Raw genomic sequence first — 24,437 nt, 5'->3', positions numbered from 1 at the left:
CCCACGAGGCGCGGCGGCAAAGCCGCATCGACGTCGGACTCCGACTACTCACATAGCGACGACCCAGTCCGCCAGTCCCCGATGAGCCGGTGATCATGGGGCAACCCGTACACGCCGATCAGGAACGTTGGCCGTGCGGGTCGTTCACGTGCTGTGCTGGTGACCAAAGTGACACGTGTTATCACCAGAACGCGGGTAATCCACAGCCGGTACGCCGAGAACTCGGCCAGGTGCTCGACCGCGGGCCCGCAATGGCACGATCGATGCACACCACGACCGGCAGATGACGCGGAGAGGCGGACAAGCGTGAATGCGCAAGTGGAGGCGGTTGTCGACCTGAGTGCCATTGCGCACAACGTGCGGATCCTGCGCGAGCATGCCGGTGATGCCGCGGTAATGGCTGTGGTCAAGGCCGACGGCTACAACCACGGCGCGGTCGAGGTCGGGCAGGCGGCACTGGGAGCGGGTGCGGCCGAACTCGGTGTCACAACGATCGATGAGGCCCTTCAACTCCGTGCGGCGGGCATCACCGCGCCGATTCTGTGCTGGCTCAACAACTCCGACGCCGACTTCGGCGCCGCCGTCGCCGCCGATATCGAGCTCGGTGTCTCATCGCTCGCGCATTTGCGGGCAGTCGAGGCCGCGGCGCGTGCTACCGGTCGGACGGCAACTGCGACAGTGAAGGTCGACACCGGTCTCAACCGCAACGGCGTCTCGGCGCTCGAATACCCACAGGTGCTCGCGGCGCTGCGCGAGCTTGTCGACGAGCAGGTGGTGCGCTTCCGGGCGATCTTCTCCCACCTCGCGCACGCCGACGAGCCACAGCATCCGATGATCGATGTGCAGCGCGACCGCTTCCTGGAGGCGATCGCGACCGCCAAAGAACACGGCTTGGAACCGGAACTGGTGCATCTGGCGAACTCGGCCGCCGCGCTGACCCGGCCGGACCTGGTTTTCGACATGGTGCGCCCCGGCATCGCGGTGTACGGCCTATCGCCGGTACCGGAGATCTCCGACTTCGGGTTGCGCCCCGCGATGACATTCCAGGCCAGGGTCGCCCTGGTGAAACAGGTCGCCGCGGGTGAGGGCGTCTCCTACGGGCACGAGTGGGTCGCACCGCAGGACACCACCGTCGCGCTCATCCCGGCCGGCTACGCCGACGGTGTGTTCCGCAACCTCGGCGGCCGTTTCGCGGTCGCGCTCGGCGGCGCGCAATACCCCAATGTCGGGCGGGTGTGTATGGACCAGATCGTCGTCGACCTGGGGGACAACGCGGCGGGTGTCGCGGAGGGCGACACCGCCGTCCTGTTCGGAGCGGGCCAGGACGAACCCCACGCACAGGACTGGGCGGACGTACTCGGCACCATCCACTACGAGATCGTGTGCTCCCCGCGCGGTCGCGTGGTCCGGCGACACGTCGGCGGCCTCGGATGAGACAGCAGAAGCCGGCGAGCCATCGCATCACCGTGCTGCGTGGCGGGCTGGCGACCGCGGGCGTCGTCGGCGCCCTCGCCGGTACGCACGCTCTGCGCAGAATGGGCGCCAGAGTGCTCTGGCCCGCGCGCCGCGATGAATACCGAGACGAGAACTTCGCGCTGTTCGACGACGACCGCTCCGGCGCCGTGCTCACCGAGGACAGTGTGCGGCTGGCCACCCGCGAATGCGGTCCCGCGGACGCACCGGTCACCGTGATCTTCGTGCACGGCTTCTGCAACACCATGGAGTCCTTCCACTTCCAGCGTCGCGATCTGGAAAAGCGTTGGGGCGCAAGGGCTCGGCTGGTGTTCTTCGATCTTCGAGGGCACGGCGGCTCCGGCACCCCGACCACCGAGAGCTGTACCGTCGCCCAGCTCGGCCGCGATCTGGCCGCGGTCATCGAGGCCCGCGTGTCGACCGGTCCCGTCATATTGGTCGGCCATTCACTCGGCGGGATGGCGATACTCGCCGCGGCCGCGCAGTTCCCGGAGCTGTTCGCGGCGCGGGTGATCGGCATCGGGCTGCTGTCCACCGCTGCGGCGGAGGTCACCTCTGCAGGCATCGCCCAACTTCTGCGCCACCCGGCCGTCGACGGATTTCGACTCGCCGTGCACACCGCGCCCGCGCTGGTCCAGGCGGGCCGCGCCACCACGCGGCACGTGATCGCCCCGATCCTGCACGTCAGCTCGTATCACGGGCCGGTGAGCTCGACGCTGTCGCGGTTCACCACGATGATGATCGACCGGACCCCGGTCGAGACGATCGTGAAATTCCTGAAAGCGATCGAGCTGCACGACGAATCGGCGGCCCTGCCCACGCTGGCGCACCTACCGGTGCTGGTGCTGGGCGGCACCCACGATCTGGTGATCCCGTTCCGCAATTCCCGTGCCTTGGCCGCGGCGCTGCCCAATAGTGAACTCGTCCGGCTGGATGACGCCGCGCACATGGCGCACCTGCAATACCCGGATATCGTCAACGCCGCACTCGACCGGCTGCTCATGCGCGCCGGTGCTATCGAACAAACCGCAACCGAATCGGAGGTCCTCGGTGGCTGAACGGCAACAGCGCGTCTTGCCCACCGTCGCCGACACCGAGGCATTCGGCCGCGAACTCGCGGCCCAACTCGGTGCAGGCGATCTGGTGGTGCTGGACGGTCCGCTCGGTGCGGGCAAGACGGCGCTGACCCGTGGCATCGCCGCCGGACTCGGCGTGCAGGGCCGAGTCAGTTCACCGACCTTCATCATCGCGAGGCAACACCGTGCCGGGCAGCGCGAAGGTGCCGCGCCGGTGCCGCTGGTGCACGTGGACGCATATCGGCTCGGCGGCGACCTGGACGAGCTCGACGCCCTCGACCTCGACACGGATCTGCATCAGGCGGTCGTCGTGGTGGAGTGGGGCAGTGGTGTCGTGGAACACTTGGCCGAGCATCACCTGTATGTGTTGCTGTCGCGCGAACCGGATTCCGAGGTGCGTACGGCGATCTGGGAATGGGTGCACTGATACGTGGCCGCGGCCCAGGTTGCTCTCGAGTAGCTCCGCACCGGCCGCACCTACCAACCGGTATCGTTAGGTCAATCATGCTTGTACTAGCCGTCGACACCGCGACACCTGCCGTTACAGCGGGATTGGTGGAACTGGAGCAGGTCGCCGCTAGCGACTTGTCGCAGGTCGCTCGAAACAACACTGCCGCTGGGGTACGCACCCTCGCCTCCCGGGTGCGGGTCGATCCCCGCGCGCACGCCGAGGTGCTCACGCCGCAGATCCTCGAATGTCTCACCGAGGCAGGCCGTTCCAGGACCGATATTGCCGCCGTGGTGGTCGGCATCGGTCCCGGTCCGTTCACCGGACTACGAGTCGGAATGGCAACTGCCGCCGCATTCGGTGACGCACTGGGGCTGCCCGTGTACGGGGTGTGCAGCCTCGACGCGATCGCCGCCGACGCCGCGGCCGACCTCACACCGGACAGTGAGCTGCTCGTCGTCACCGACGCGCGCCGCCGCGAGGTGTATTGGGCGCGCTACCGCGACGGTGTGCGCATCGCCGGACCCGATGTGAGCAAGCCGGGCGATCTGGATGCGGCGCACGCCACAGTGATTGCCGGATCCGCCTCCCATGTCGACTTCTTCGATCTGCCGGTGCTGCCGGTGGAGACCCCCTCCCCGGCCGGGCTGGTGCAGGCGGCGGCTGCCGAGTTACTCGGGCATGTTGTGCCGGAACCGTTGGTCCCGCTGTATCTACGTAGGCCGGACGCGGTCGAACGCAGCTACCGCACGCTCGACCGGACGGGAGCGTGATGATGCTGTCGATCCGAATCGAACCGATGGACGGCGCCGACATCGAGCGTTGTGTCGAACTCGAACAACTGCTGTTCCCCGAAGACGACCCGTGGCAGGCGGTGTCGTTCCGGTCCGAGCTGGCTGCACCACACAACCGGTACATCGTCGCCCGCGACGACGACGGGCGAATGGTCGGCTACGCGGGCGTCGCACTGCTCGGTGATGAGGAACACCCCGAGGCCGAGGTGCACACCATCGGCGTCGACCCGCACTGCCATCGCGCGGGCATCGGCACCGTGCTGCTCGAGGCGTTGCTCGCCGAGGCGGGCAAGCGCGGCGGACCGGTATTTCTCGAAGTGCGCACCGACAACGCCCCCGCGATCGCGATGTACGCCAAGCATGGCTTCCACATCATCGGACTGCGCAAGAACTACTACCACCCGAGCGGTGCCGACGCCTACACCATGCGCAGGCCCGCGCTGACCGGCGTGGGTGCGGCCTGGGACATGGCTCGCGGGGAGGTGCTGTCGTGATCGTCATGGGCGTCGAAAGCTCTTGTGACGAAACCGGAGTCGGCATCGTGCGCTGGCACGACGACGGCACCTGTGAGCTGCTCGCCGACGAGGTCGCCTCCAGTGTCGAGCAGCATGCCCGATTCGGCGGCGTCGTCCCCGAGATCGCCTCGCGCGCGCACCTGGAGGCCATCGTGCCCGCCATGCGCAGGGCGCTCGCGGCCGCGGACATCGCCAAGCCCGACGCGCTGGCAGTGACCATCGGGCCGGGCCTCGCCGGTGCCCTACTGGTCGGCGCGGCCGCCGCGAAAGCCTATGCGGCAGCGTGGGATGTGCCGTTCTACGCGTTGAACCACCTCGGCGGACATGTCGCGGTCGACACGCTGGAACACGGATCGATGCCGCCGTGCGTCGCGCTGCTGGTGTCGGGCGGGCACACTCATCTGCTGCACGTCACCGATCTGGCCGAGCCGATCGTCGAGCTGGGCAGCACCATCGACGACGCAGCAGGAGAGGCGTTCGACAAGGTCGCCCGGCTGCTCGGGCTCGGTTTCCCCGGCGGCCCCGCGCTCGACGCGGTGGCGGCCGGCGGCGATCCGAAGGCGATCGCGTTCCCGCGTGGCATGACGGGTCCGCGCGATGCGCGCTACGACTTCTCCTTCTCCGGTGTGAAAACTGCCGTCGCCCGCTATGTGGAGGCAGCCCAGCGCAATGGTTTCACCGCGGCCGAACTGCCGATTCCCGATATCGCGGCGTCCTTCCAGGAGTCGGTCGCCGACGTGCTCACCATGAAGGCGGTGCGTGCGGCCCAGGATGTCGGCGTCGACACGCTGGTCCTCGGTGGCGGCGCGACCGCCAACTCCCGAATCCGCTCCCTCGCCGAGGAGCGTTGCGCGGCCGCAGGATTGACGCTTCGGGTGCCGAAACCCCGGCTGTGCACCGATAACGGCGTGATGATCGCGGCGCTCGGCGCCCACGTGATCGCGGGCGGCGCGAAGCCGTCACCGCTGACGGTGGCGACGGACCCCGGCCTGCCGGTGTCGGTCAGCCAGGTCGGCTGACTGCCGCGGCGGATCCGGCTAGCGCGCGGGAACCAACTGTTGCGGTGAGTTACCGCCGGCGGAACCGGAATTCGCTCGCGGCAGCAGCGGAACCCGCGATTTCGCTGGTTCCTGGGTCGGTGCCGGAGGCGGTGGGGTGGGTGCGGTAGACGGTGCCGCAGTCTCTTCTCCCGGCTGGCTGTGTTCCGCCGGGTTCGAGGAGGACCCTGCCGGTGGGGCCAGCGGGTTGCCGAACAACGGGCCGAGCAGCTCCGGGAACGGGATCGGCGGCAGGTTCGGATCGGGACGCAGCGTGGGCTGCGTCGGCGTGGTGCTCGCGGGTGTCGGTGTGGTGCTCACTCGCGTGGTCGGCTGGCCGCGGTCCTGGGTGATGGACGGGAGACTGCTGCCGCTCGGCCGGTTCGTGCTCTCTCGAATTTGCCCGGTCGGTGTCGGCGGAACCGGCGCCGATGCCGACGGCATCTGGGTGCTGCTGGTGGTGCCCGCGGGGGAGACGTCGTCGCCGGAGGTCGGTGCGAAGGTCTTCACGCCATAGCCGATGATCAGTCCGACCACCACGATGGCCCCGGCCACTGTGCCGACCACCTTGGTGAAGGTGCCGACCGGCGCGTCGGAGGTGAGCGCGTTGACCGGGAACACCGCGGGCTGTGCCGCGTCGGCGACCAACGCGGCGCCCTTGGCGATCACTGCCTCCGGTTCGGGGACCGTGTGCACGGGGATATCGAATTCATTGCAGAGCGTGGACACCACGGCGGGGATATTGGCCCCGCCACCGATCACCGTGACCGCCTGCGGGAACGTGGGCGCCCGCGCGAAGACCGCCGCGGCGTAGACGCCGATCTCGCGCAGCAGATCAGCGATCAGCTCCTCGAAATCGGCTCGTGTCAGCTTGAGTGGCTGCCCGGCGACATGGTCGATGGTCACGGCAGGCGTGATGGACAGATGTTCCTTGGCGGCGCGGCCGCGATTGGTCAGCATGCCGCGGTTCGGGCGGGTGCCACGCCGGGCGTAGTGCAGGTCGACCAGATGGTGGTAGATGAGTTCGTCGACGGCGTTGCCGCTGATCGCCGTGGTGCGCTCGCTGCGGAGCACGGTGCCGTCGACCTGGTCGGCGACGGTGACGGTGAGACCGGACGCGCCGAGGTCGATGACGGCGACAGTTTCGTAGCGTTCCAGCAGGCCGGTGTGGCGCAGGTAGGTCAGCGCTGCTGTGCTCTCCGGGATCAGCCGCAGGTCGCGCTGCTTGCCGGTCGCCGCGCGGATCAGTTGGGCCTGTTCCTTGCTGCGATAGGCGACCGCGACACTGGTCGGCAGCCGGCTGGAGGTCGATTCCAGCCCGATCGAGTGTGCGCCGGCGAACCGTGCGCCCACCGGGTGCACAACGTCGCGTGGTAGCTGCGTGGTCGGTAGCTGGGTCGTCATGAGCTCGATCGAGGACGCCACCAGATCGCCGAGATCGGAGTGGGCCGCGTCGGCGGAAACGACGCGGTAGTCGAAATTCTGGGCGCCGTTGGACGCGGTCGCGACCAGCGCCGAGCAAACGACCTCGTTCCCGGCGGAGATGCCGAGTGATGTTCGCATGTCACCTCCCTTCGAGCGGATGGTCATGTGCTGCTGACCATCTCGAATGGACTACCGAACTTCTCGCGTGGATTGCGAGCGATTCGGACTCGGGATCCGGCCGACCCGTTGTCCGGATGGGTCGCGGGGACCAGCCATGGATCACGTGTGGTCTTGCCCTCTGGTGAAGCTGGTTCTCTCAACGCTTGTACTGTGACGGCTGGGGCTACCGGGTACTGCTCGGTTTCCCCTGTGACGCTGGTTGTTCATAGCTCTCCGTGCGCCCCCGATGACGCCGGCTCGTGATGAACGCAGCGCGCGGAGAACAACCGTCGTCCATAGTGTCACAATCCGTTACCCGAACGTTACAGATTTGCTGATCTCTTGGGAAGTCTTCAGGCCCTTCGGCATGGCGTGACACCGGCCACCGATCCGACACGCCGTCAGAATTGGCACAACCCAACCTTGAGCGCTGGCACTCTCATGTATAGAGTGCTAGTCGGCACTGTGAGTAGTGCTTTAGTGCCAGTTCGACCACTGAGCAGGTGTCCCGGCACCCGCGACGACGGGGCTATGCGCAGGGGTCGACATAGCTAGCGACTGCTTACAGGTCGCGCGAAACAACACGACACCGATGGTCCGGGACAACAGTTCCGGACGACCGTATATCCCCTGAAAGTGGAGGGCTCAACGTGGCGAGCGTGAACATCAAGCCGCTCGAGGACAAGATCCTCGTCCAGGCCAACGAGGCCGAGACGACGACGGCCTCCGGCCTGGTCATCCCCGACACGGCGAAGGAGAAGCCGCAGGAGGGCACCGTCATCGCCGTCGGCGAGGGGCGCGTCACCGATAAGGGTGACCGCATCCCGGTCGACGTCAAGGAGGGCGACACCGTCATCTACAGCAAGTACGGCGGCACCGAGATCAAGTACCAGGGCGAGGAATACCTCATCCTGTCGGCGCGCGACGTGCTGGCCGTCGTCACCAAGTGACCGAGCTCCGCGCGGTCGGCTGACCGTGCTGCCCGGCCATTGCCGGGATCGAGTCGTCACGACACTGCCCCGGTTCCCCTGAGCGGGGCCGGGGCAGTGTCGTTTCAGCACTGGAACCCTAAGGAATAGGACTTATGGCAAAGCAGATCGAGTTCGACGAGAAGGCTCGCCGGGCTCTGGAACGCGGTGTCGACAAGCTCGCCGACGCCGTGAAGGTCACCCTCGGGCCGCGTGGCCGCCACGTTGTGCTCGCGAAGGCCTTCGGTGGCCCTACCGTGACCAACGACGGTGTCACCATCGCGCGCGAGATCGACCTCGAGGACCCCTTCGAGAACATGGGCGCGCAGCTGGTCAAGAGCGTCGCCACCAAGACCAACGACGTCGCGGGCGACGGCACCACCACCGCGACCGTGCTCGCGCAGGCGCTGGTGCGCGCGGGCCTGAAGAACATCGCCGCGGGCGCGAACCCGATCGCGGTGGGCTCTGGCATCGGCAAGGCCGCCGACGTGGTCTCCGAGGCGCTGCTCGCGCTGGCCACCCCGGTCTCCGGTGAGCAGGCCATCGCTCAAGTCGCGACCGTGTCCTCGCGCGACGAGGAGATCGGCGCCATGGTCGGCAAGGCGCTGACCACCGTCGGCAAGGACGGCGTCGTCACCGTCGAGGAGTCCTCGACGCTGCAGACCGAACTCGTCGTCACCGAGGGCGTCCAGTTCGACAAGGGCTACCTCTCGCCCTACTTCGTCACCGACACCGACAGCCAACAGGCCGTGCTCGAGGACGCCTTCATCCTGCTGAACCGGGAGAAGATCAGCTCGCTGCCCGATCTGCTTCCGCTGCTGGAGAAGATCGCCGAGTCCGGCAAGCCGGTGCTGATCATCGCCGAGGATGTCGACGGCGAGGCGCTGTCGACCCTGGTCGTGAACTCGATCCGCAAGACCATCAAGGCCGTTGCCGTGAAGGCGCCGTTCTTCGGCGATCGCCGCAAGGCGTTCCTCGACGACCTCGCCGTCGTCACCGCGGGCACCGTGGTGAACCCGGACCTCGGCATCACGCTGCGTGAGTCCGGCCTCGAGGTGCTCGGCAAGGCGCGTCGCGTCGTCGTCACCAAGGACGACACCACCATCATCGACGGTGCAGGCACCGCCGAGGACATCGCGGCCCGCAGCGCGCAGCTGCGTCGCGAGATCGAGGCCACCGACTCCGACTGGGATCGCGAGAAGCTCGAAGAGCGACTGGCGAAGTTGTCCGGCGGCGTTGCGGTGATCAAGGTCGGCGCAGCCACCGAGACCGCGCTCAAGGAGCGCAAGTACCGGGTCGAGGACGCTGTCAGCGCCGCGAAGGCCGCCGTCGATGAGGGCATCGTCCCCGGTGGCGGTACCGCGCTCGTACTCGCGAGCGCCAAGCTCGACGAGCTGCGCGATTCGCTCTCCGGTGACGAGGCGGTCGGTGTCGAGGTGGTGCGCACGGCACTGTCGGCGCCGCTGTTCTGGATCGCCACCAACGCGGGCGTCGACGGCTCCGTGGTGGTCAGCAAGGTCGCGGATGGGAAGGAAGGCTTCAACGCCGCCACCCTCACCTACGGTGACCTGCTCACCGACGGTGTCGTCGACCCGGTCAAGGTGACTCGCTCCGCCGTCGTGAACGCGGCGTCGGTGGCGAGGATGATCCTCACCACCGAGAGCGCCGTGGTGGACAAGCCTGCCGAAGAGGCCCACGACCACGGTCATGGACACGGCCACAGCCACAGCCACTGAGTTCGGTTCGACATGCGAAGGCCCCCCGGAAGATTCCGGGGGGCCTTCGTTTGTGAACTTTATGAACAGAACAATGGATTTCGTACGTTGAGTTCAGGGAAATTCCTGGGTTGCTTCCGAAATCGACTATGCACCGAACGTTGGTTTGCGCGTCTTCTTCCCGATGCGCTGTGGCGTCGGGAATGAACGCTAAGAGGCGACGGGCGGTTGCTCGGCGGCGATGGCCGTGAGCAACCGCCCACGCAGGGCAGGGGGCGGCTGAGCCGCTGTCACCGCCGCGAATGCGGCGAGGACGTCTCTCGTCTCTTGCACTTCGGCGAGGAATTCCGTACGTAGGGCGGGGTCCTCGCTATCGAGCAGGTCTTGTACCGCGTGATGGTCTTCGTCGTCGATCGATGCGAGCGCGACGGCGTGCGCGAGATCGATCTGGACTTCGTTCATCTCACGTCACCCCCAAACTTTTTTTCAGTCGTGTCAGTCCGTCCCGGATACGGGACTTAACGGTTGGTAACCCTACGCCGAGATAGGTGGCTACCTCTGCGTAGGTTCGCCCGCCGTAGTAGGCGAGCGAGATGGCCTCTCGCTGGGTCGGCGTCAATGTGGCGAGACCCGCGAGGACAGCCTGTTGTTCGAGCCTTCGCTCGACTTCTTCGGTGACCTCATCGAATTCGTTGCCGAGAACCCTTATCCCGTAGGCAACTTCGCGCTGGGTATGGGCTTGTTCGGCGCGAACCCGGTCGACCGCTCGCCGGTGGGCCAGCGTCATCAGCCACGTCACCGCCGACCCTTTCGCCGAGTCGAAACTCGCCGCAGTCCGCCAGATCTGCAGGAAGACCTCTTGGGTGGTCTCCTCCGCATATCCGGGGTCATGCAGAACGCGGAGCACCAGACCGAAGACGCGCGCACACGTTCGGTCGTAGAGCTCGGCGAAAGCTTTCTGGTCGGACTGGCCGCAGCGCTCGAGAAGGGCGGCTAGCTCGATACTTTCGGCTGCGCGTGCCGATACCGCAGAATCCACACGAGGTGGGATGGCTTCTCTTCGGAACGAGTCGCCCTCTGCGGCCGTCGGCCGCGTTGTCACAACGCTCCATTTTGTGTCATCGGTCACTACCGTAGCGTGCCGCTATGACTGCCCTTCCGGTGGGGTGGCGGCAATCTACGTGCGGTCCAGCAACTTCGACGCACCGGGAGATTCCCCGAGGGACACGCCGTGGCACGCCGATAATTGTCGCGAAACGCCGAATCGACAGCTGGGTGGCTTCCGGCCGTTGCTGCGGCAGGCATATCGGTGGTGACAGCTACCGCTTGCGCGCCGACGCGATCGAAGGTGTTGTATTGGCCGGTCGTTTGCTAGGGATTCGGCGCGCCGCGCCGCGCGGATGGGATCGGATTCCCGCGTGGCGCACTCGGCTATACCGCCATGCGGCGGCGGTTGCGGCGCGCGTGCATCTCGCGTTCCGTTTCCGACATTCCACCCCAGATGCCGTAGGGCTCGCTGACTTTCAGGGCGTGGCTGCGGCATTGCATCAGTACCGGGCAGCTCCGGCAGATTTCCTTGGCGCGCATCTCCCGTGCGGTGCGAGCGCGGCCGCGTTCGCCGTCGGGATGGAAGAACACCGCGGAATCCTGCCCGCGGCAAGACCCTCTCATCTGCCAGTCCCAGACATCGGCGTTCGGTCCGGGAAGGTGGGTCGGCATGGGCATGGTGAACTCCTCGTGGTGCGAGCTCGTCAGCGTTGTCGAGCAGTTGTTCTGCAAACAGTTGTGGCCACGGCGCTGGGTCGGCGGCGTGCCTATCGGCTCGCCCTTCGCGGTCGCTGTAATTTCGCGCGGCGCCGACCGTGGCGATGAGTTACGTTAGGTCCAGCCGCGAAATTACGTCAATAGTTCGACGCAGCAGTTTTCCAAATGTTGGGCTGCGAAATTTAACCTCTACGGTGTTTACTTTTTGCATTGCTTCCGGTGATACTGGTCGGTTGATCGACGGCTCGCATCGAACCATCTGGCTCGATCCGAGAGTATATCCGCAGGTGGGCGCGGTTTCGGCGGCTGGCTCCCCATGTCTGGGGAGCCATGGCTACCGTGGGGACGGTCACAGCGCCGATCGGGGCCGATGGGACGTCGGATCGGAGATGGCGGAATCGGGGCGCTGAGGTTAATTGCGCGAAACGCATGTGAATTCCTATCGCGCATGCCCGCTGATTGCCCGTACGAGATTTACCTGATGGAAACATGATGTTGGCATTCGAAATGCTGGATGGTTGCCGGGATGTCTCGGCGATGTTCCCGGGGACCCGGACGTGCTCGCGGCGCACGATAGAGTTCGGCCGTGTCCGCGTCACCTATCCCTATATATAGCGAGTCGACACCGCTCGCCGCCGCCGCTTTCGGCGATCGTCGTGCCCTCGGCGCTGCCGAGTTGCCGGTGCCGCGAAGCGCCCTCGATTCATGGCATCGGGCGGTGATTCTCGGCGGCGGGGGCCACTACGCCGCAGCCCGCGCCGAACTCCGATTACTGCGCTCGCGCACCACCGACCCGGTGCTGCTTTCGCTCGCCGCGAGTACCGAGGGTTCGCTGTCGCGCCAGCTCGGTTGGCATGCCCGCGCCGCGGTCGCCGACGGGCGGGCCGCGGCGCTCATCCTTCCCACTCGTGCCGAGGGCAGGAGCGGGGTCGGCCCGGACCGCACCGACGCTGTCTGCGATGCGCTGACCGGTCTCGCCGCCGATGCGCTCGGCACCGGCAGACTCACGCTGGCCACCCATTTGCTGTGGCGCAGCCACGACGGCCTCGACCCCGAACAGCTGCGCTGGCGGCCTTGGGTGCGCTGGCACTGGGTTTCGGCGGAGACCGCCCTTGCCTCGGGCCGTGCCGACCCCGCACGCACCCATGCCGAGGCCGCGGTGGAATTGGCCGAGCGTGGCCCCTCGATCCGGCATCGGATCAAATCCAGGCTGCTGGTCGCGGCGGCTGCCGCCGCCGGGGGCGACGCCGAGCATGCGCGTGTCCTCGCCGAGGCGGTCGCCGCCGAATGCCGCGAATACGGGTTGCTTCCGCTGCGCTGGGCGTGCGCCATGTTGCGTGCGGGCGTATCCGCCGACGCCGCCGCCGCAACCGCTGCCGGCACCGAAGCCGCCGAATGTGCCGCGGCTATTGCTCGGCGTGGCGGGCGGTTTCGGCCCGCAGGTGCTGCCTAGGTCTTCCACTGGAGGCGACCCGTGTTGCCCGGTTCCCGGCATTGTGTAGCTATTGTTAGATCCGTTCCGCCCCACCGGCGGAAGCACTGGTCATCCCCGACCGTGCCACTTGTAACGCCAGGAATTTCTCTGACGATGACGAACATGGGCGAAGAGTTGGACCTCGCCGTCACTGCGGCTGCGCAGGGCGACAGATCCGCTTTAGCTCAGGTACTCGAAATGGTCCGCCCGCTGGTGGTGCGCTACTGCCGCGCGCGGATCGGCGCTGCGGAGCGAGGACAACTCTCTGCGGATGACGTTGCGCAGGAGGTATGTCTGGCTGTGATGACCGCCTTGCCCAGGTATCAAGACCAGGGCAGGCCCTTCATGGCCTTCGTATACGGAATCGCTTCGCACAAGGTCGCCGATGCTCATCGAAACGCCGCCCGTAACAAGGCGGAGGCGATGGCCGAAGTACCAGATGTCATATCCACCGACCATGGTCCGGAACAACGAGCTCTCGAATCAGAGACGAGCAGGCAGATGAACAGTCTGCTCGCGACTCTTCCTGAGAAACATCGGGAGATCCTGATCCTGCGATTGGTCATGGGTTTGTCAGCGGAAGAAACCGCAGTCGCCGTGGGCAGTACGGCGGGTGCGATACGGGTGGCCCAACACAGGGCACTCGCGAAACTGAAGTCACAAGTGGCGAGGGCAGGTGAAATGTATGGCTAGGGATGGCGAGCGCGGTCGGGGCGACTGGAAGGCGCGGCTTGGATCGCGAAATAGCGGTCCCTACGCCGAGAGCGTCGGTGACACCGGTCCGGTGGACATCGCAGCGGTACGCCGCGACGATGCGCTGATCGATGCCATCGCAAGCGATGGTCTGGTACGGACCGACAGCGCGGAGGAGTATCAGCTCGCGACGCTGTTGGCCGATTGGCGGGCCGAGCTGTTCTCGGAGCCGATGCCGGGGGAACCGAGCCTCGATGAAATCGTGGCTGCGGTCAACCAGGAGATCGGTGCTCGACAAGTCCGCATCGGCGCACAGACCGGCGGACGACTACGGCTACTTCGCCCGATCGCGGGGACGGCTGCCGCACTGGCACTTGTCATCGGCGGTATGACGGCGTTCTCCTACAACGCGGAACCCGGTGATCCGCTATGGCGGGTCAAGGAGGTCGTGTTCAGCGAACAGGCCCAGACCACCGTGGTTCAGCGTGCCGGCGACTACCTGACCGAGGCGCAGACGCTGCTCGATTCGGGTAACCCCGAAATGGCGAAGGCCAAGCTAGAGGGCGCTCGGCAGAACGTGACTCAGGTCAACGACACCGATAAGCAGAGTGAGCTGACGGCGCGCTGGGAATCGGTCCTCGCCGAGCTGCGCAAGAAGGCGCCGGATATCGCGAGCTCGATCACGGCGACGCCGACGCGGCCCGCCGAGCCGAAGCCGAGCTCTGACACCTCCGGTACGAAGCCGACGACCGGCAACCCGCAGCAGACCATTCTGCAGTCGCCGGATTCCTCGGGGACCAAGCCGCCGACGAGCGCGGACCTAACTGCTCCTGGCCTACCGTCGACTACAGTGCCGCCGGTGATTCCGCCGATCACGGCCGAGCCGACAACGCCCCCCACGCAGAATCCGCCATCGACGCAGGATCAAACACCCCCCGCCGTGCCGACTACGGTGGTCATCCAGCCGCCCGTTCCGCCAACACAGCCCGCGACGCCTCCGTCGGCCGGCAACCCCGGATCTGTTGTGGTTCCCACCGGGACGGGCGGATCAACCGGAACGGGCGGATCAACCGGAACCGGCGGATCAACTGGAACCGGCGGGTCCACCGGAACGGGGGGAACCGGTGGAACTGGCGGGTCCACCGGAACCGGAGGAACCGGAGTTTTTGGTGGAACGGGCGGAGCAGGCCCCGCAACCTAGGCTCGAGAACAACAACCGATAAAAAGACATCAACCGATCGCCGACCGGCGGTCGGCTTTTTGTCTGTGTTCTTGCTTACAGCACGTCTGTGCGAGTCCCGTGCTGTTCGCTCGGCTGGGCCGACCCTGTTGCTAACGGAAGGGTCAGCTGTCGAACCCGTCGAATCCGTCGCCGTGGAAAGCCTCGTTCATCGAGGCATCCGCGTAGCCCCTGCAATAGTCCCAGGTGACATACGCTTCCGGCGTCGGATCGTAGGCGGGCTCGTGCGGGCGGACGGTGCCGTCGACCAGCAGCTGAAGCAGGTTGGCGCGCAGCATGTCCCAGTCGTGGTAGTGATCCTGCCTGCAGTCTTCGCAGCTGACCACGAGTCCACGGATACCGCGATGCGCCAGTAGTGCCTCATACACTGCGAGATCGGCGAGATCCTCCTCGACCGCAAGGCGCTCGTGGGGATCCAGCGGCTCGCCGGGCTCGATGGCATCGAGCGCGGCGGACGGGTCGGAGGGGTCTCCGGCAAACGGATCCGGCGGCAAGCCAGGTGGTAGATGGTCACGCACACCCCCACGGTACGCAGAACAGGGGGGTCTTCGCCAGCTATGCGCCACGCCAGTTTCGCCGGCGCGTCGAGTTGCGCGGGTGCGCGTCGCGAGTTGACCAGAGCCGCAGCCGCCCTCGCGCACCGCGATCGTGGGCGAGTTTGCGGGACAGATACCATGGGTGAAAGGCGCCGGCCAGTACCCGACCATTGGCGGAGCCGTCACCGTCCATCCCATCAGTTCTGCGCGACGCCGGTCGACCGGTGTCGGTCGCTTTCGACGTCCAGGAGGGGTCGATCCGAATGAGTAATCCCGTACCGGGCGAACGTATCGGAGTCCGCCCCCATACGGGTGGTGACGATCCGAACAAGATCGCCATGCTCGGCCTCACGTTCGACGATGTGCTGCTGCTACCGGCCGCTTCGGACCTCATCCCCAGCTCGGTGGAGACCTCCAGCCAGCTGACCCGCGAGATTCGGTTGCGCACCCCGCTGGTGAGTTCGGCGATGGACACCGTGACCGAAGCCAGGATGGCAATCTCCATGGCGCGCGCCGGCGGCATGGGTGTGCTGCACCGTAACTTGGCGGCCGCCGACCAGGCTGCGCAGGTGGAGACCGTGAAGCGGTCCGAGGCAGGCATGGTGACCGATCCGGTGACCTGCCGCCCGACCGACACCCTCGCAGAGGTCGACGCGATGTGTGCGCGCTTCCGCATTTCCGGCCTGCCCGTCGTGGATGAGACCGGCGAGCTTGTGGGCATCATCACCAACCGCGACATGCGCTTCGAGGTGGACCAGAACCGTCGCGTCGCCGATGTGATGACCAGAGCGCCGTTGATCACCGCGCAGGAGGGCGTCACCGCGGAGGCCGCGCTCGGTCTGCTGCGCAGGCACAAGATCGAGAAGCTGCCGATCGTCGACGGCGGCGGTCGCTTGCGCGGACTCATCACGGTCAAGGACTTCGTCAAGACCGATCAGTACCCGAACGCGACCAAGGACCGCGACGGCCGCCTGCTGGTCGGCGCCGCGATCGGTGTCGGCGACGATGCGTGGTCGCGTGCGATGACGCTGGCCGACGCCGGCGTGGACGTGCTGATCGTCGATACCGCGCATGGACATCAGGCGCAGGTGCTGCAGATGGTCACCAAGGTCAAGGCCGAGGTCGGCGATCGCATCCAGATCGTCGGCGGCAACGTCGCGACAAGGGCAGGCGCCGCCGCGCTCGTCGAGGCGGGCGCGGACGCGGTGAAGGTCGGCGTCGGCCCCGGCTCCATCTGTACGACCCGTGTCGTGGCCGGTGTCGGCGCGCCGCAGATCACCGCCATCCTCGAGGCCGTTGCCGCCTGCAAGCCGCACGGCGTTCCGGTGATCGCCGATGGCGGCATCCAGTTCTCCGGTGACATCGCCAAGGCGATCGCCGCAGGCGCGTCCACCGTGATGCTCGGCTCGGTGCTGGCCGGCACGGCCGAATCGCCCGGTGAGCTGATCCTGGTGGGCGGCAAGCAGTTCAAGAGCTACCGCGGCATGGGTTCGCTCGGCGCCATGCAGGGGCGTGGGCAGGCGAAGTCCTTCTCGAAGGACCGCTACTTCCAGGACGATGTGCTGGCCGAGGACAAGCTGGTGCCCGAGGGCATCGAGGGCAGGGTGCCGTTCCGCGGACCGGTCAACCAGGTGATCCATCAGCTCGTCGGCGGCCTGCGCGCCGCGATGGGCTACACCGGCTCGCAGTCGATCGCACACCTGCAGGAAGCCCAGTTCGTGCAGATCACCGCCGCCGGCCTCAAAGAGAGCCACCCGCACGACATCACGATGACCGTCGAGGCCCCGAACTACACCGGTCGCGGCTAGTCGGCCCGACGGTAATGTACTGGACCGGTCGGTCGGTGCATGATGGACCTGGCACGCGTGCCATTGCGGTGCCGAGCCAATAGTCGAGCGAAACGGTGGGTCAGGACATAGCGCCGGACCCACCGCCCACAACTAACCAACAAAGTCGCGAGCATTACCCCGAACACACCCACTCGCCACGACAACGTCTTCCGAGCGAAGCGAGACCGAGCCCTAGAGTTCGCGGCCCGGCTCGGAAGCGAGACCAAGGGGGCCGCGAACACGCAGCGCCGGAGGCGCTGCAAATAAAACAAGGAGAACAGCCAGTGCGCGACATGGTCGAGATCGGCATGGGCCGGACCGCCCGGCGTACCTACGAGCTGGATGATGTCGACATCGTCCCGTCGCGGCGGACTCGTTCGTCGAAGCAGGTATCGCTGTCCTGGCAGCTGGATGCCTACCGGTTCGAGATCCCGTTCCTCGCGCACCCCACCGATGCGCTGGTGTCGCCGGAGTTCGCCATCGAGCTCGGCCGCCTCGGCGGGCTCGGCGTCATCAACGGCGAGGGCTTGTGGGCCAGGCACGCCGATGTCGCGGCGAAGATCGATCAGCTGGTCGAGCTGGTCGGCAAGGGCGGTTACGAGCGGGCCGTCGCATTGCTTCAAGAACTGCACGCCGCGCCGATGCAGCCGGATCTGCTGGCGGCCGCGGTGGCGCAGGTGCGTGCCGCGGGTGTCACGGTGGCGGTGCGGGTGAGCCCGCAGAATGCCCGCGCGCTGACTCCGGCGCTGGTGCAGGCGGGTATCGACCTGCTGGTCGTGCACGGCACCATTATTTCCGCCGAGCACGTCGGTGACGGTGAGCCGCTGAACCTCAAGACCTTCATCTCCGAGCTCGATGTGCCGGTCGTCGCGGGTGGCGTGAGCGATCACCGCACGGCGTTGCACCTGATGCGCACCGGCGCGGCCGGTGTGATCGTGGGCTACGGCTCTTTCCCCGGTGCGACGACCACCGGGGAGGTGCTGGGCATCGGGGTCCCGATGGCCACCGCGATCGCCGACGCCGCTGCCGCGCGCCGCGACTACCTGGACGAGACCGGTGGTCGCTACGTGCACGTCATCGCCGACGGTGACGTCGCGACCTCCGGTCAGCTGGCCAAGGCGATCGCGTGTGGCGCGGATGCCGCCATGCTCGGTGTGCCGCTGTCGGTCGCCGCCGAGGCTCCGGGCCGCGGCTGGTACTGGCCTTCGGCCGCCGCGCATCCTTCGGTGCCGCGCGGCGCGCTGTTGCCGGTCGACGAGAGCTGGGTCGACAGCGAGGACGGCGACGTGGTCCGGCCGAGCCTGGAGCGAGTGCTGTTCGGGCCCTCCGACGACCCGTTCGGTTCGCTGAATCTCGTTGGTGGACTCCGTCGCTCGATGGCGAAGGCCGGTTACTCCGACCTCAAGGAATTTCAGAAGGTCGGGCTTAGCGTTCGCGCTTGATCGGACGCGCGGTTCGATTGCTCGAATGTCACACTCGCCGAAGCTCGTTCAGCGTGCGTGACTCGGGGTGACTCGCTCACGCAGGAACGCCGCATCGCGGTGTTCACCGGGTTGTCCGGTTCGGTGCCGGCGAGCCCCCGACTACATGGGCCGCGGTCGGCCACAACCAACAGAGTCGCGACAATCACCACCGACGTCCCTAGTCGCCCGGTGCCCCCGTGTGGTGCGGTGAACTCGCGTCGCGCTCAACGAACTCGCGTCGGAACCGTGCGTTCACGCAGGAACTGCTGGATCGCATGGTTCACCGGTTCCGGGTGGGTCATGGTGACGGCCAGTCGCGCGCCCGCGATTTCGACGTAGGTCGATCCGGTCAGGCCCTGGGTGAGTTGTTGGGCGCGGTCGCGGGCGATGCCGCTGTCGGTGGCGTGAATCACCAAGGCGGGGCTGGTGATTTCGGGCAGTCGGTCCAGCACCGAATCCCGGCCGAGCAGGCAGCCCGCCGCGACCTCGATGCCGCGGCGATCGCGCACCAGCCAGCGTTTGGTCCAGATCGATCGGTACCACTCGTCGTCGCCGATCAACCAGTGCGCCAGCTGGTCGACCGCGTCCTGCCTGGAGCTGTCGTCGTACCATTCGTCCAGAAATTTCTGGGTCGCCGTCGACTGTTCGGGAGTCGGTCCGTGTGCTTCGGTGCTGATGAGAATCAGCGCCGACACCCGTTCGGGTGCGATGAGCGCGGCGCGCAAAGCGGTGAAGCCCCCTTGCGCGGTCCCGCCGACCACGGCGCGTTCGGCGCCGAGGTGATCCAGCACCGTCAGCGCGTCGCGCGCGGCGGTCCAATAGGTGAAGGGCAATCCCTGGTCCCTGGTGCGCCCGTGGCCGCGCGCATCCCAGGACACAATGCGGAATTCCGGTGCCAGCGCGGCCATTTGCGACGCGAACATCGTTCGGTCCATGAAGAATTCGTGCGCGAGTAGCACTACCGGACCGTGCCCGCCGCTGTCCTCATAGTGGATGTCGGCGTCGATCGCGCGGGCGAATGGCACGAGCATGAGGATAACGAGCGGTGCGGGGGTGCGCGGGACGATTTGCGCCCTCATTAAACTGTGATGGTGGCAGCTACTCAGAGACCGGTCCTTGTCGTCGACTTCGGCGCGCAGTACGCCCAGTTGATCGCCCGGCGGGTCCGCGAATCGAGTGTTTTCTCCGAGGTGATCCCGCATACCACCACGGTGGAGGAGATCGCGGAGAAGCAGCCGCTCGCGGTGATCCTGTCCGGTGGTCCCTCCAGCGTGTACGCCGAAGGCGCGCCGCAGTTGGACGCCAGGCTGTTCGATCTCGGCATCCCGGTTTTCGGCATCTGCTACGGCTTCCAGGCCATGGCGCAGGCGCTCGGCGGCACGGTCGCGCACACCGGCACCCGTGAATACGGCCGCACCGAACTCAGTATCGACGGCGGTCTGCTGCACGGCGGCCTGCCCACCATTCAGCCGGTGTGGATGAGCCACGGCGATGCGGTCACCGACGCGCCGGAGGGCTTCGAGGTCACCGGCACCAGTGCGGGTGCCCCGGTCGCCGCATTCGAGGATCGGGCCCGCAAGCTGGCGGGTGTGCAGTACCACCCGGAGGTGCTGCACTCGCCGCACGGTCAGCAGGTGCTCAGCCGGTTCCTGCACGACCTGGCCGGCATCCCGGCGACGTGGACCCCGGCCAATATCGCCGACTCGCTGGTCGCCGCGGTGCGCGAGCAGATCGGTGACGGCCACGCGATCTGTGGTCTGTCCGGCGGTGTGGACAGCGCGGTCGCGGCCGCGCTGGTGCAGCGTGCCATCGGTGATCGGCTGACCTGTGTGTTCGTCGACCATGGTCTGTTGCGGGCCGGGGAGCGCGAGCAGGTGCAGCAGGACTTCGTCGCCGCGACCGGCGCCAAGCTGGTGACCGTCGACGCGGTCGACAAGTTCCTCGGTGAGCTGAAGGGCATCACCGACCCCGAAGAGAAGCGCAAGATCATCGGCCGTGAGTTCATCCGGTCGTTCGAGGATGCGGTGTCGGAGGTGGTGATCGCCGAGGGCGGCGCGATGTCGGACGGCTCGGGTCCCTCGGTCGAGTTCCTGGTGCAGGGCACGCTGTATCCGGATGTCGTCGAGTCCGGTGGCGGCGCGGGCACCGCGAACATCAAGAGCCACCACAATGTCGGCGGTCTGCCGGACGATCTGGAGTTCGAGCTCGTCGAGCCGCTGCGGCTGCTGTTCAAGGACGAGGTGCGCGCGGTCGGTCGTGAGCTCGGGCTGCCGGAGGAAATCGTTGCGCGCCAGCCGTTCCCAGGTCCGGGTCTGGCCATCCGCATCGTCGGCGAGGTCACCGCGGACCGGCTCGACACCTTGCGTCAGGCCGATGCCATTGCCCGCGAAGAACTTACGGCCGCAGGCCTGGATCGCCAGATCTGGCAGTGCCCCGTCGTGCTGCTCGCGGATGTGCGCTCGGTCGGCGTGCAGGGTGACGGCCGCACCTACGGTCACCCGATCGTGCTGCGCCCGGTCTCCAGCGAAGACGCGATGACCGCGGACTGGACGCGGCTGCCCTATGAGGTGCTGGAGCGGATCTCCACGCGCATCACCAATGAGGTGGCGGAAGTCAACCGCGTGGTTCTCGATGTGACGAGCAAGCCGCCGGGCACCATCGAGTGGGAGTGAGACGCGCCTGATCGCGTTCGATCTCGACGGGGTTCGGATCGTGTGGTCCGCGCGGTCCTGATCGCGTTCGATCCCAGCGGGATTCGTGGCGTGGCGGATCGGGCGTGGCGGCTGTTCGCAATCGAGGGAGGGGCGGCCGTACGCCCCGCATCGAAGGTGTCGCGCCCCGATCGACCGTGCGGTTCGGTTGCCGCCTCACTCCATCGCAGTGGGTCCCGTCGGCCTGCCGAGGATGAACTGGCCGAGCAGCAGGCCACCGCCGAGGTAGGACCGGGTCGGTGTCAGCGGGATGATCCGTCCCATCGGGGTTCCCTGGTCGGTCGGTTCGTCGTCGGTCTCGGGTCTGTCGAACGGGTCTGTGGTCATCGCTTTCTCCTCGGTCGTCCGACGACAATGACCCGTCTTGCGGACGGGTCATTGTCGTCGGTCATATCCGGATGTCGGTCAGCGGCGTCTGCGTGGGGAGACCACCAGCAGGATGCCGATGACGATGGCGGCGATCACCACGATCCAGCCGAGTGGAATCACGCCGGTCGCGGGCATCGAGGTCGGGCCGACGAAGGCCCAGACGCTGACAGTGAGCGCGAGCAGACCGACGATCAGCAGCGAGGCGGACGGTCCGCGGCGGTCGGTCGAGTTGTTGGTCTCGGATTTGTCAGCCACGACGCACCTCCGCATTGCCTGCCCGGACGTTGACCTTCAGATCGAGCACCGGTGCGCCGGGGGTGTTCGGGCCGGTAATCCCGGTGGGGCAGTTGACTTCCCCCATATTGACGGTGCACACAGTGCGCACCGTCATGCCTGCGGGCAGCAGCACCTTGGCCTCGCCCATCTTGACCGCGAGATCTACGTTGCGGCTCTCGGTCAGATTCAGCGACCGCAGGTCCAGCGTGCCGGTTCCCATGGTCACCGCGTAATTCGCATTCAGCTCGGTTATCGACGCCGGCGCCCAGGTGCGCTCACCCATGGTGGCGTTGTCGAACTCGATCGGGCCGATCATCGAAGCCAGCATGACGAACCCGGCCAACGGGGCGGTCACCACCAGCAGGCCGTAGCCCCGCCGCAGGAACGCGCCGAGCACCATGCCGAGGCCGATCACCGCCAGCGCCACCGCCGCGATTCGTCCCGGCGTCATCCAGTCCGCGCCCGAGGCTGCCGCCGCGCCTGCTCCCGCCGCGGCGAGGATGGCAAGGCCGAGCACCACTGGTGTCAGTCGGGAGCGTGGACGCTGCGGGGGCGGCGCGACGATGGTCCGGGTGGGAGTCGGTTCGGGCAGATCCCAGGCGAGCGGGGCGACGCCGAGCGGATCCCAGGAGGGCGGAGTCCGGTCGCCGAAGGCGGCGTGGGTCGGTGTGCTCGTGGTCCTCGTCGGGAGCTGACCAGTCAGGGGCTTCGGAGTTTTTGTGCCGGAAGAAGGTTCGTCGGAGCCGAGGCTCTTGTGGACGGTTGCCGAGGCGGGCCCCTCGCTGTCCGAAGCGCGGTCGGTGTCGGCGGGCGCGTCCTTGTCGAGCGACGGCGTTGTGCCCGAGCCGGATGGCGAGCCGCCTGTTTCGGGCGTCATCCTCGTCTCTGGTACCGGACCTCTGGTGTTGGACGACGGGGTCTCGGGCGTGGTGTTCGCCTCGGGTGTCGTGGGGTCCGACGGCTGGGTGCCGGGCGTCGATGTGCCTGCGACCGGCGCTCCCTGTGGTGACAGCGTGCTCTTGTCGGACTGTGCCGTGTCGGCGCTCTGGTCGAGTAGGACTGTCTCGGCTCCGCTCTTGTCGAGCAGGACAGTGTCGGTGTCGTTCTTGTCGAGCTGCGCTGTGTCAGTGGTGGTCTTGTCCAGCAGCGCTGCCTCGGCGTTGTTCTTGTCCAGCAGGACAGTCTCGGCATCGCCATTGTCGAGCAGCACCGCATCGGGTGCTACGCGCTGCGCCTGAGCGCCTGCGCTGCGTTGAATCGGAGTTGCGGTCGCCTCGTCCTGCGGGACCGGTGTCGTCTCGTGCTGAACCGGTGTGTCCGGGACGTAGGCGTCCGGCAGCTTGGTGTACGGCGTGTACACGCTGGTCGACGGGACATCGGGGGAGTAGAAGTCAGCGGTGTTCGTCCGCAGCGGGGATCCGGAGGGGAACACCGTGCCGGGATAGCCGGTCGCGGCGATGCCACCGTCGGCGACGAAACCGTCGAACGCGCTGGTGCCGGGCGGCGGTGTCGGCTGCCGCATATGCAGCATCCACCAGCCGGCCAGCATCAGTGCCATGCTGATCAGCCCCGAGCCGGCCAGCCCGACCCCGACCGGGCCCATGGTGCTCACCGCGATGGCCAGCGCCACGATCAACACGATGGTCTTGGTTTGGGACTGCGAACTCTGCCCCTTGCCGAACAGCGACTCCGCCGCCGACGCCTGATCCCCGGCTTCACTCAGCAGTAGCCAGGCCAACAGGTACAGCACGATCCCAGCCCCGCCGAAGATCGTCGACACCACGAGCGCGACCCGCACCAGCACCGGATCGACGTTGTAGCGCTGACCGAAACCGGCCGCGACGCCCGCGATCGGACCTTGCCGCGGCAAGCGGACGGGCCGCGTGTGCCACATCTGCTGGAGTTGATCGCCGAAGCTCGTTTTCGTCATGTTTCCCATAGTGGGCTTGACCAGCACTTCGGCACATCGGGGGTAACCCTGAAAAATTCACTGATCCTTTTGGACCGCCCGGTCTGTACTTGGAGCATGATCGGATCCCCGAACACCCTGATCATGACCAACAAACCCTTCGAGCGGTGGAGCGGGTGTTCGGCGACGACATCGTGGTTGCGGCCATGATCGACCGCATGGTCCACCACGCCGAAGTCATCTCCCTCAAAGGCGACAGCTACCGGCTCGAAGACCGCGACCTGGGCCGCATCCCCGCCCGTTGAACCAACGACTGAAACACGCAATAGGCGGCATCATCGTGCGTTGAACGCGGTCGAAAAGGGTTGGATCCCCTGCGATGAGGTGCCTTCGCTGGCGTGGGGCGTTCTGTCGGCCGCACCGCTGCCGATGATCCCGCGAAATACCCGGACCGGTGCCTGTCCACCCCTCTCTTTGTTCGCTGTGACCAGGTCGAACACCGTGTCAGTGAGCCTGTCAGGTCGGTGTCAGGTCGGTGTCAACCCGGCCGGTGAAAGTAATGC

At 66.9% G+C, this 24,437-nt stretch carries 24 protein-coding genes and 1 pseudogene; 16 read left to right on the top strand and 9 right to left on the bottom strand.

Annotation, left to right across the window (positions count from 1 at the left end; genetic code table 11):
* Positions 1-306 precede the first annotated feature (306 nt).
* The 6 genes from alr to tsaD all read left to right on the top strand — a co-directional run bounded on the left by alr (position 307) and on the right by tsaD (position 5,325).
* Positions 307-1,434 (top strand): alanine racemase, encoded by a 1,128-nt coding sequence (gene alr / locus ACLMAL_RS00125; protein ID WP_411997227.1) that lies wholly within the window; start codon positions 307-309, stop codon positions 1,432-1,434.
* A complete protein-coding gene (locus ACLMAL_RS00120; RefSeq protein ID WP_411997226.1) occupies positions 1,431-2,531 on the top strand; it encodes an alpha/beta fold hydrolase in 1,101 nt (366 codons plus the stop codon). Before alr ends, ACLMAL_RS00120 begins: the two co-directional genes overlap by 4 nt.
* The gene (gene tsaE / locus ACLMAL_RS00115) at positions 2,524-2,976 is read left to right on the top strand and encodes a tRNA (adenosine(37)-N6)-threonylcarbamoyltransferase complex ATPase subunit type 1 TsaE (protein ID WP_379058631.1); all 453 of its coding nucleotides are present in this window, start codon (positions 2,524-2,526) and stop codon (positions 2,974-2,976) included. Before ACLMAL_RS00120 ends, tsaE begins: the two co-directional genes overlap by 8 nt.
* A 77-nt stretch (positions 2,977-3,053) precedes the next feature.
* Positions 3,054-3,770 (top strand): tRNA (adenosine(37)-N6)-threonylcarbamoyltransferase complex dimerization subunit type 1 TsaB, encoded by a 717-nt coding sequence (tsaB, locus tag ACLMAL_RS00110; RefSeq protein WP_411997225.1) that lies wholly within the window; start codon positions 3,054-3,056, stop codon positions 3,768-3,770.
* Positions 3,771-3,775: 5 nt separating this feature from the next.
* A complete protein-coding gene (gene rimI / locus ACLMAL_RS00105) occupies positions 3,776-4,285 on the top strand; it encodes a ribosomal protein S18-alanine N-acetyltransferase (protein WP_328412748.1) in 510 nt (169 codons plus the stop codon).
* Complete coding sequence (tsaD, locus tag ACLMAL_RS00100; protein WP_406236484.1) at positions 4,282-5,325, top strand: tRNA (adenosine(37)-N6)-threonylcarbamoyltransferase complex transferase subunit TsaD; 1,044 nt, start codon at positions 4,282-4,284, stop codon at positions 5,323-5,325. The genes rimI and tsaD overlap by 4 nt, the downstream gene beginning before the upstream one ends.
* A gap of 18 nt (positions 5,326-5,343) precedes the next feature.
* On the opposite strand, the gene ACLMAL_RS00095 is transcribed toward tsaD, so the two are convergent.
* Positions 5,344-6,906 (bottom strand): Hsp70 family protein, encoded by a 1,563-nt coding sequence (locus tag ACLMAL_RS00095; RefSeq protein WP_411997224.1) that lies wholly within the window; start codon positions 6,904-6,906, stop codon positions 5,344-5,346.
* Between the two features lie 671 nt (positions 6,907-7,577).
* Here ACLMAL_RS00095 and groES point away from each other — a divergent pair.
* Positions 7,578-7,877, top strand: a complete 300-nt coding sequence (gene groES, locus ACLMAL_RS00090) for a co-chaperone GroES (RefSeq protein ID WP_014981824.1) — start codon at positions 7,578-7,580, stop codon at positions 7,875-7,877.
* A 134-nt stretch (positions 7,878-8,011) separates the two neighbouring features.
* Positions 8,012-9,631 carry a chaperonin GroEL gene (gene groL, locus ACLMAL_RS00085; protein ID WP_411997223.1) on the top strand — a complete coding sequence of 540 codons (1,620 nt, stop codon included), beginning with the start codon at positions 8,012-8,014 and terminating at the stop codon, positions 9,629-9,631.
* 189 nt (positions 9,632-9,820) lie between these two features.
* Here groL and ACLMAL_RS00080 read toward each other — a convergent pair whose 3' ends face one another.
* From ACLMAL_RS00080 to ACLMAL_RS00070, 3 genes are all read right to left on the bottom strand, one after another.
* Complete coding sequence (locus tag ACLMAL_RS00080; protein WP_411997222.1) at positions 9,821-10,072, bottom strand: RskA family anti-sigma factor; 252 nt, start codon at positions 10,070-10,072, stop codon at positions 9,821-9,823.
* 1 nt (position 10,073) lies between these two features.
* Positions 10,074-10,649: a sigma-70 family RNA polymerase sigma factor gene (locus ACLMAL_RS00075; RefSeq protein ID WP_411997516.1), complete on the bottom strand. Its 576-nt coding sequence runs from the start codon at positions 10,647-10,649 to the stop codon at positions 10,074-10,076.
* 392 nt (positions 10,650-11,041) lie between these two features.
* Positions 11,042-11,335, bottom strand: a complete 294-nt coding sequence (locus ACLMAL_RS00070; protein ID WP_040704593.1) for a WhiB family transcriptional regulator — start codon at positions 11,333-11,335, stop codon at positions 11,042-11,044.
* Between ACLMAL_RS00070 and ACLMAL_RS00065 the strand changes: the two genes are divergently transcribed.
* From ACLMAL_RS00065 to ACLMAL_RS00050, 4 genes are all read left to right on the top strand, one after another.
* Positions 11,328-11,492 carry a hypothetical protein gene (locus ACLMAL_RS00065; RefSeq protein ID WP_411997221.1) on the top strand — a complete coding sequence of 55 codons (165 nt, stop codon included), beginning with the start codon at positions 11,328-11,330 and terminating at the stop codon, positions 11,490-11,492. The two genes, ACLMAL_RS00070 and ACLMAL_RS00065, sit on opposite strands and share 8 nt — an antisense overlap.
* 468 nt (positions 11,493-11,960) lie before the next feature.
* On the top strand, positions 11,961-12,827 hold the full coding sequence (locus ACLMAL_RS00060; protein WP_411997220.1) for a hypothetical protein: 867 nt from the start codon (positions 11,961-11,963) through the stop codon (positions 12,825-12,827).
* 135 nt (positions 12,828-12,962) lie between these two features.
* On the top strand, positions 12,963-13,541 hold the full coding sequence (locus tag ACLMAL_RS00055) for a sigma-70 family RNA polymerase sigma factor (RefSeq protein WP_328409422.1): 579 nt from the start codon (positions 12,963-12,965) through the stop codon (positions 13,539-13,541).
* Positions 13,534-14,742 (top strand): anti-sigma-D factor RsdA, encoded by a 1,209-nt coding sequence (locus ACLMAL_RS00050; RefSeq protein ID WP_411997219.1) that lies wholly within the window; start codon positions 13,534-13,536, stop codon positions 14,740-14,742. The genes ACLMAL_RS00055 and ACLMAL_RS00050 overlap by 8 nt, the downstream gene beginning before the upstream one ends.
* A 143-nt stretch (positions 14,743-14,885) precedes the next feature.
* Here ACLMAL_RS00050 and ACLMAL_RS00045 read toward each other — a convergent pair whose 3' ends face one another.
* Positions 14,886-15,299: a DUF5319 domain-containing protein gene (locus ACLMAL_RS00045; protein WP_011207424.1), complete on the bottom strand. Its 414-nt coding sequence runs from the start codon at positions 15,297-15,299 to the stop codon at positions 14,886-14,888.
* Between the two features lie 281 nt (positions 15,300-15,580).
* Between ACLMAL_RS00045 and guaB the strand changes: the two genes are divergently transcribed.
* A complete protein-coding gene (guaB, locus tag ACLMAL_RS00040; RefSeq protein WP_328409426.1) occupies positions 15,581-17,125 on the top strand; it encodes an IMP dehydrogenase in 1,545 nt (514 codons plus the stop codon).
* Positions 17,126-17,430: 305 nt separating this feature from the next.
* Positions 17,431-18,588 carry a GuaB3 family IMP dehydrogenase-related protein gene (locus ACLMAL_RS00035; RefSeq protein ID WP_378687692.1) on the top strand — a complete coding sequence of 386 codons (1,158 nt, stop codon included), beginning with the start codon at positions 17,431-17,433 and terminating at the stop codon, positions 18,586-18,588.
* Between the two features lie 245 nt (positions 18,589-18,833).
* On the opposite strand, the gene ACLMAL_RS00030 is transcribed toward ACLMAL_RS00035, so the two are convergent.
* The gene (locus tag ACLMAL_RS00030; protein WP_328409428.1) at positions 18,834-19,640 is read right to left on the bottom strand and encodes an alpha/beta fold hydrolase; all 807 of its coding nucleotides are present in this window, start codon (positions 19,638-19,640) and stop codon (positions 18,834-18,836) included.
* Between the two features lie 57 nt (positions 19,641-19,697).
* On the opposite strand from ACLMAL_RS00030, the gene guaA reads away from it, so the two are divergent.
* Positions 19,698-21,281: a glutamine-hydrolyzing GMP synthase gene (gene guaA / locus ACLMAL_RS00025; RefSeq protein WP_411997218.1), complete on the top strand. Its 1,584-nt coding sequence runs from the start codon at positions 19,698-19,700 to the stop codon at positions 21,279-21,281.
* A gap of 195 nt (positions 21,282-21,476) precedes the next feature.
* Here the strand turns inward: guaA and ACLMAL_RS00020 are convergent, their stop codons facing one another.
* The 3 genes from ACLMAL_RS00020 to ACLMAL_RS00010 all read right to left on the bottom strand — a co-directional run bounded on the left by ACLMAL_RS00020 (position 21,477) and on the right by ACLMAL_RS00010 (position 23,895).
* Complete coding sequence (locus ACLMAL_RS00020) at positions 21,477-21,647, bottom strand: hypothetical protein (RefSeq protein WP_411997217.1); 171 nt, start codon at positions 21,645-21,647, stop codon at positions 21,477-21,479.
* Between the two features lie 78 nt (positions 21,648-21,725).
* Complete coding sequence (locus ACLMAL_RS00015) at positions 21,726-21,944, bottom strand: LPXTG cell wall anchor domain-containing protein (RefSeq protein ID WP_328409434.1); 219 nt, start codon at positions 21,942-21,944, stop codon at positions 21,726-21,728.
* Positions 21,937-23,895, bottom strand: a complete 1,959-nt coding sequence (locus tag ACLMAL_RS00010; protein WP_411997216.1) for a PspC domain-containing protein — start codon at positions 23,893-23,895, stop codon at positions 21,937-21,939. Before ACLMAL_RS00010 ends, ACLMAL_RS00015 begins: the two co-directional genes overlap by 8 nt.
* Before the next feature lie 117 nt (positions 23,896-24,012).
* On the opposite strand from ACLMAL_RS00010, the pseudogene ACLMAL_RS00005 reads away from it, so the two are divergent.
* A pseudogene (locus tag ACLMAL_RS00005) lies at positions 24,013-24,179 on the top strand (ATP-binding protein); the annotation flags it as partial.
* Positions 24,180-24,437 lie beyond the last annotated feature (258 nt).

Source organism: Nocardia sp. CWNU-33 (genome assembly GCF_046764895.1).
Classification (GTDB): Bacteria; Actinomycetota; Actinomycetes; order Mycobacteriales; family Mycobacteriaceae; genus Nocardia.
Note: the sequence above shows the minus strand (reverse complement) of the source record. Positions and strands in the feature narration are given on the sequence as shown.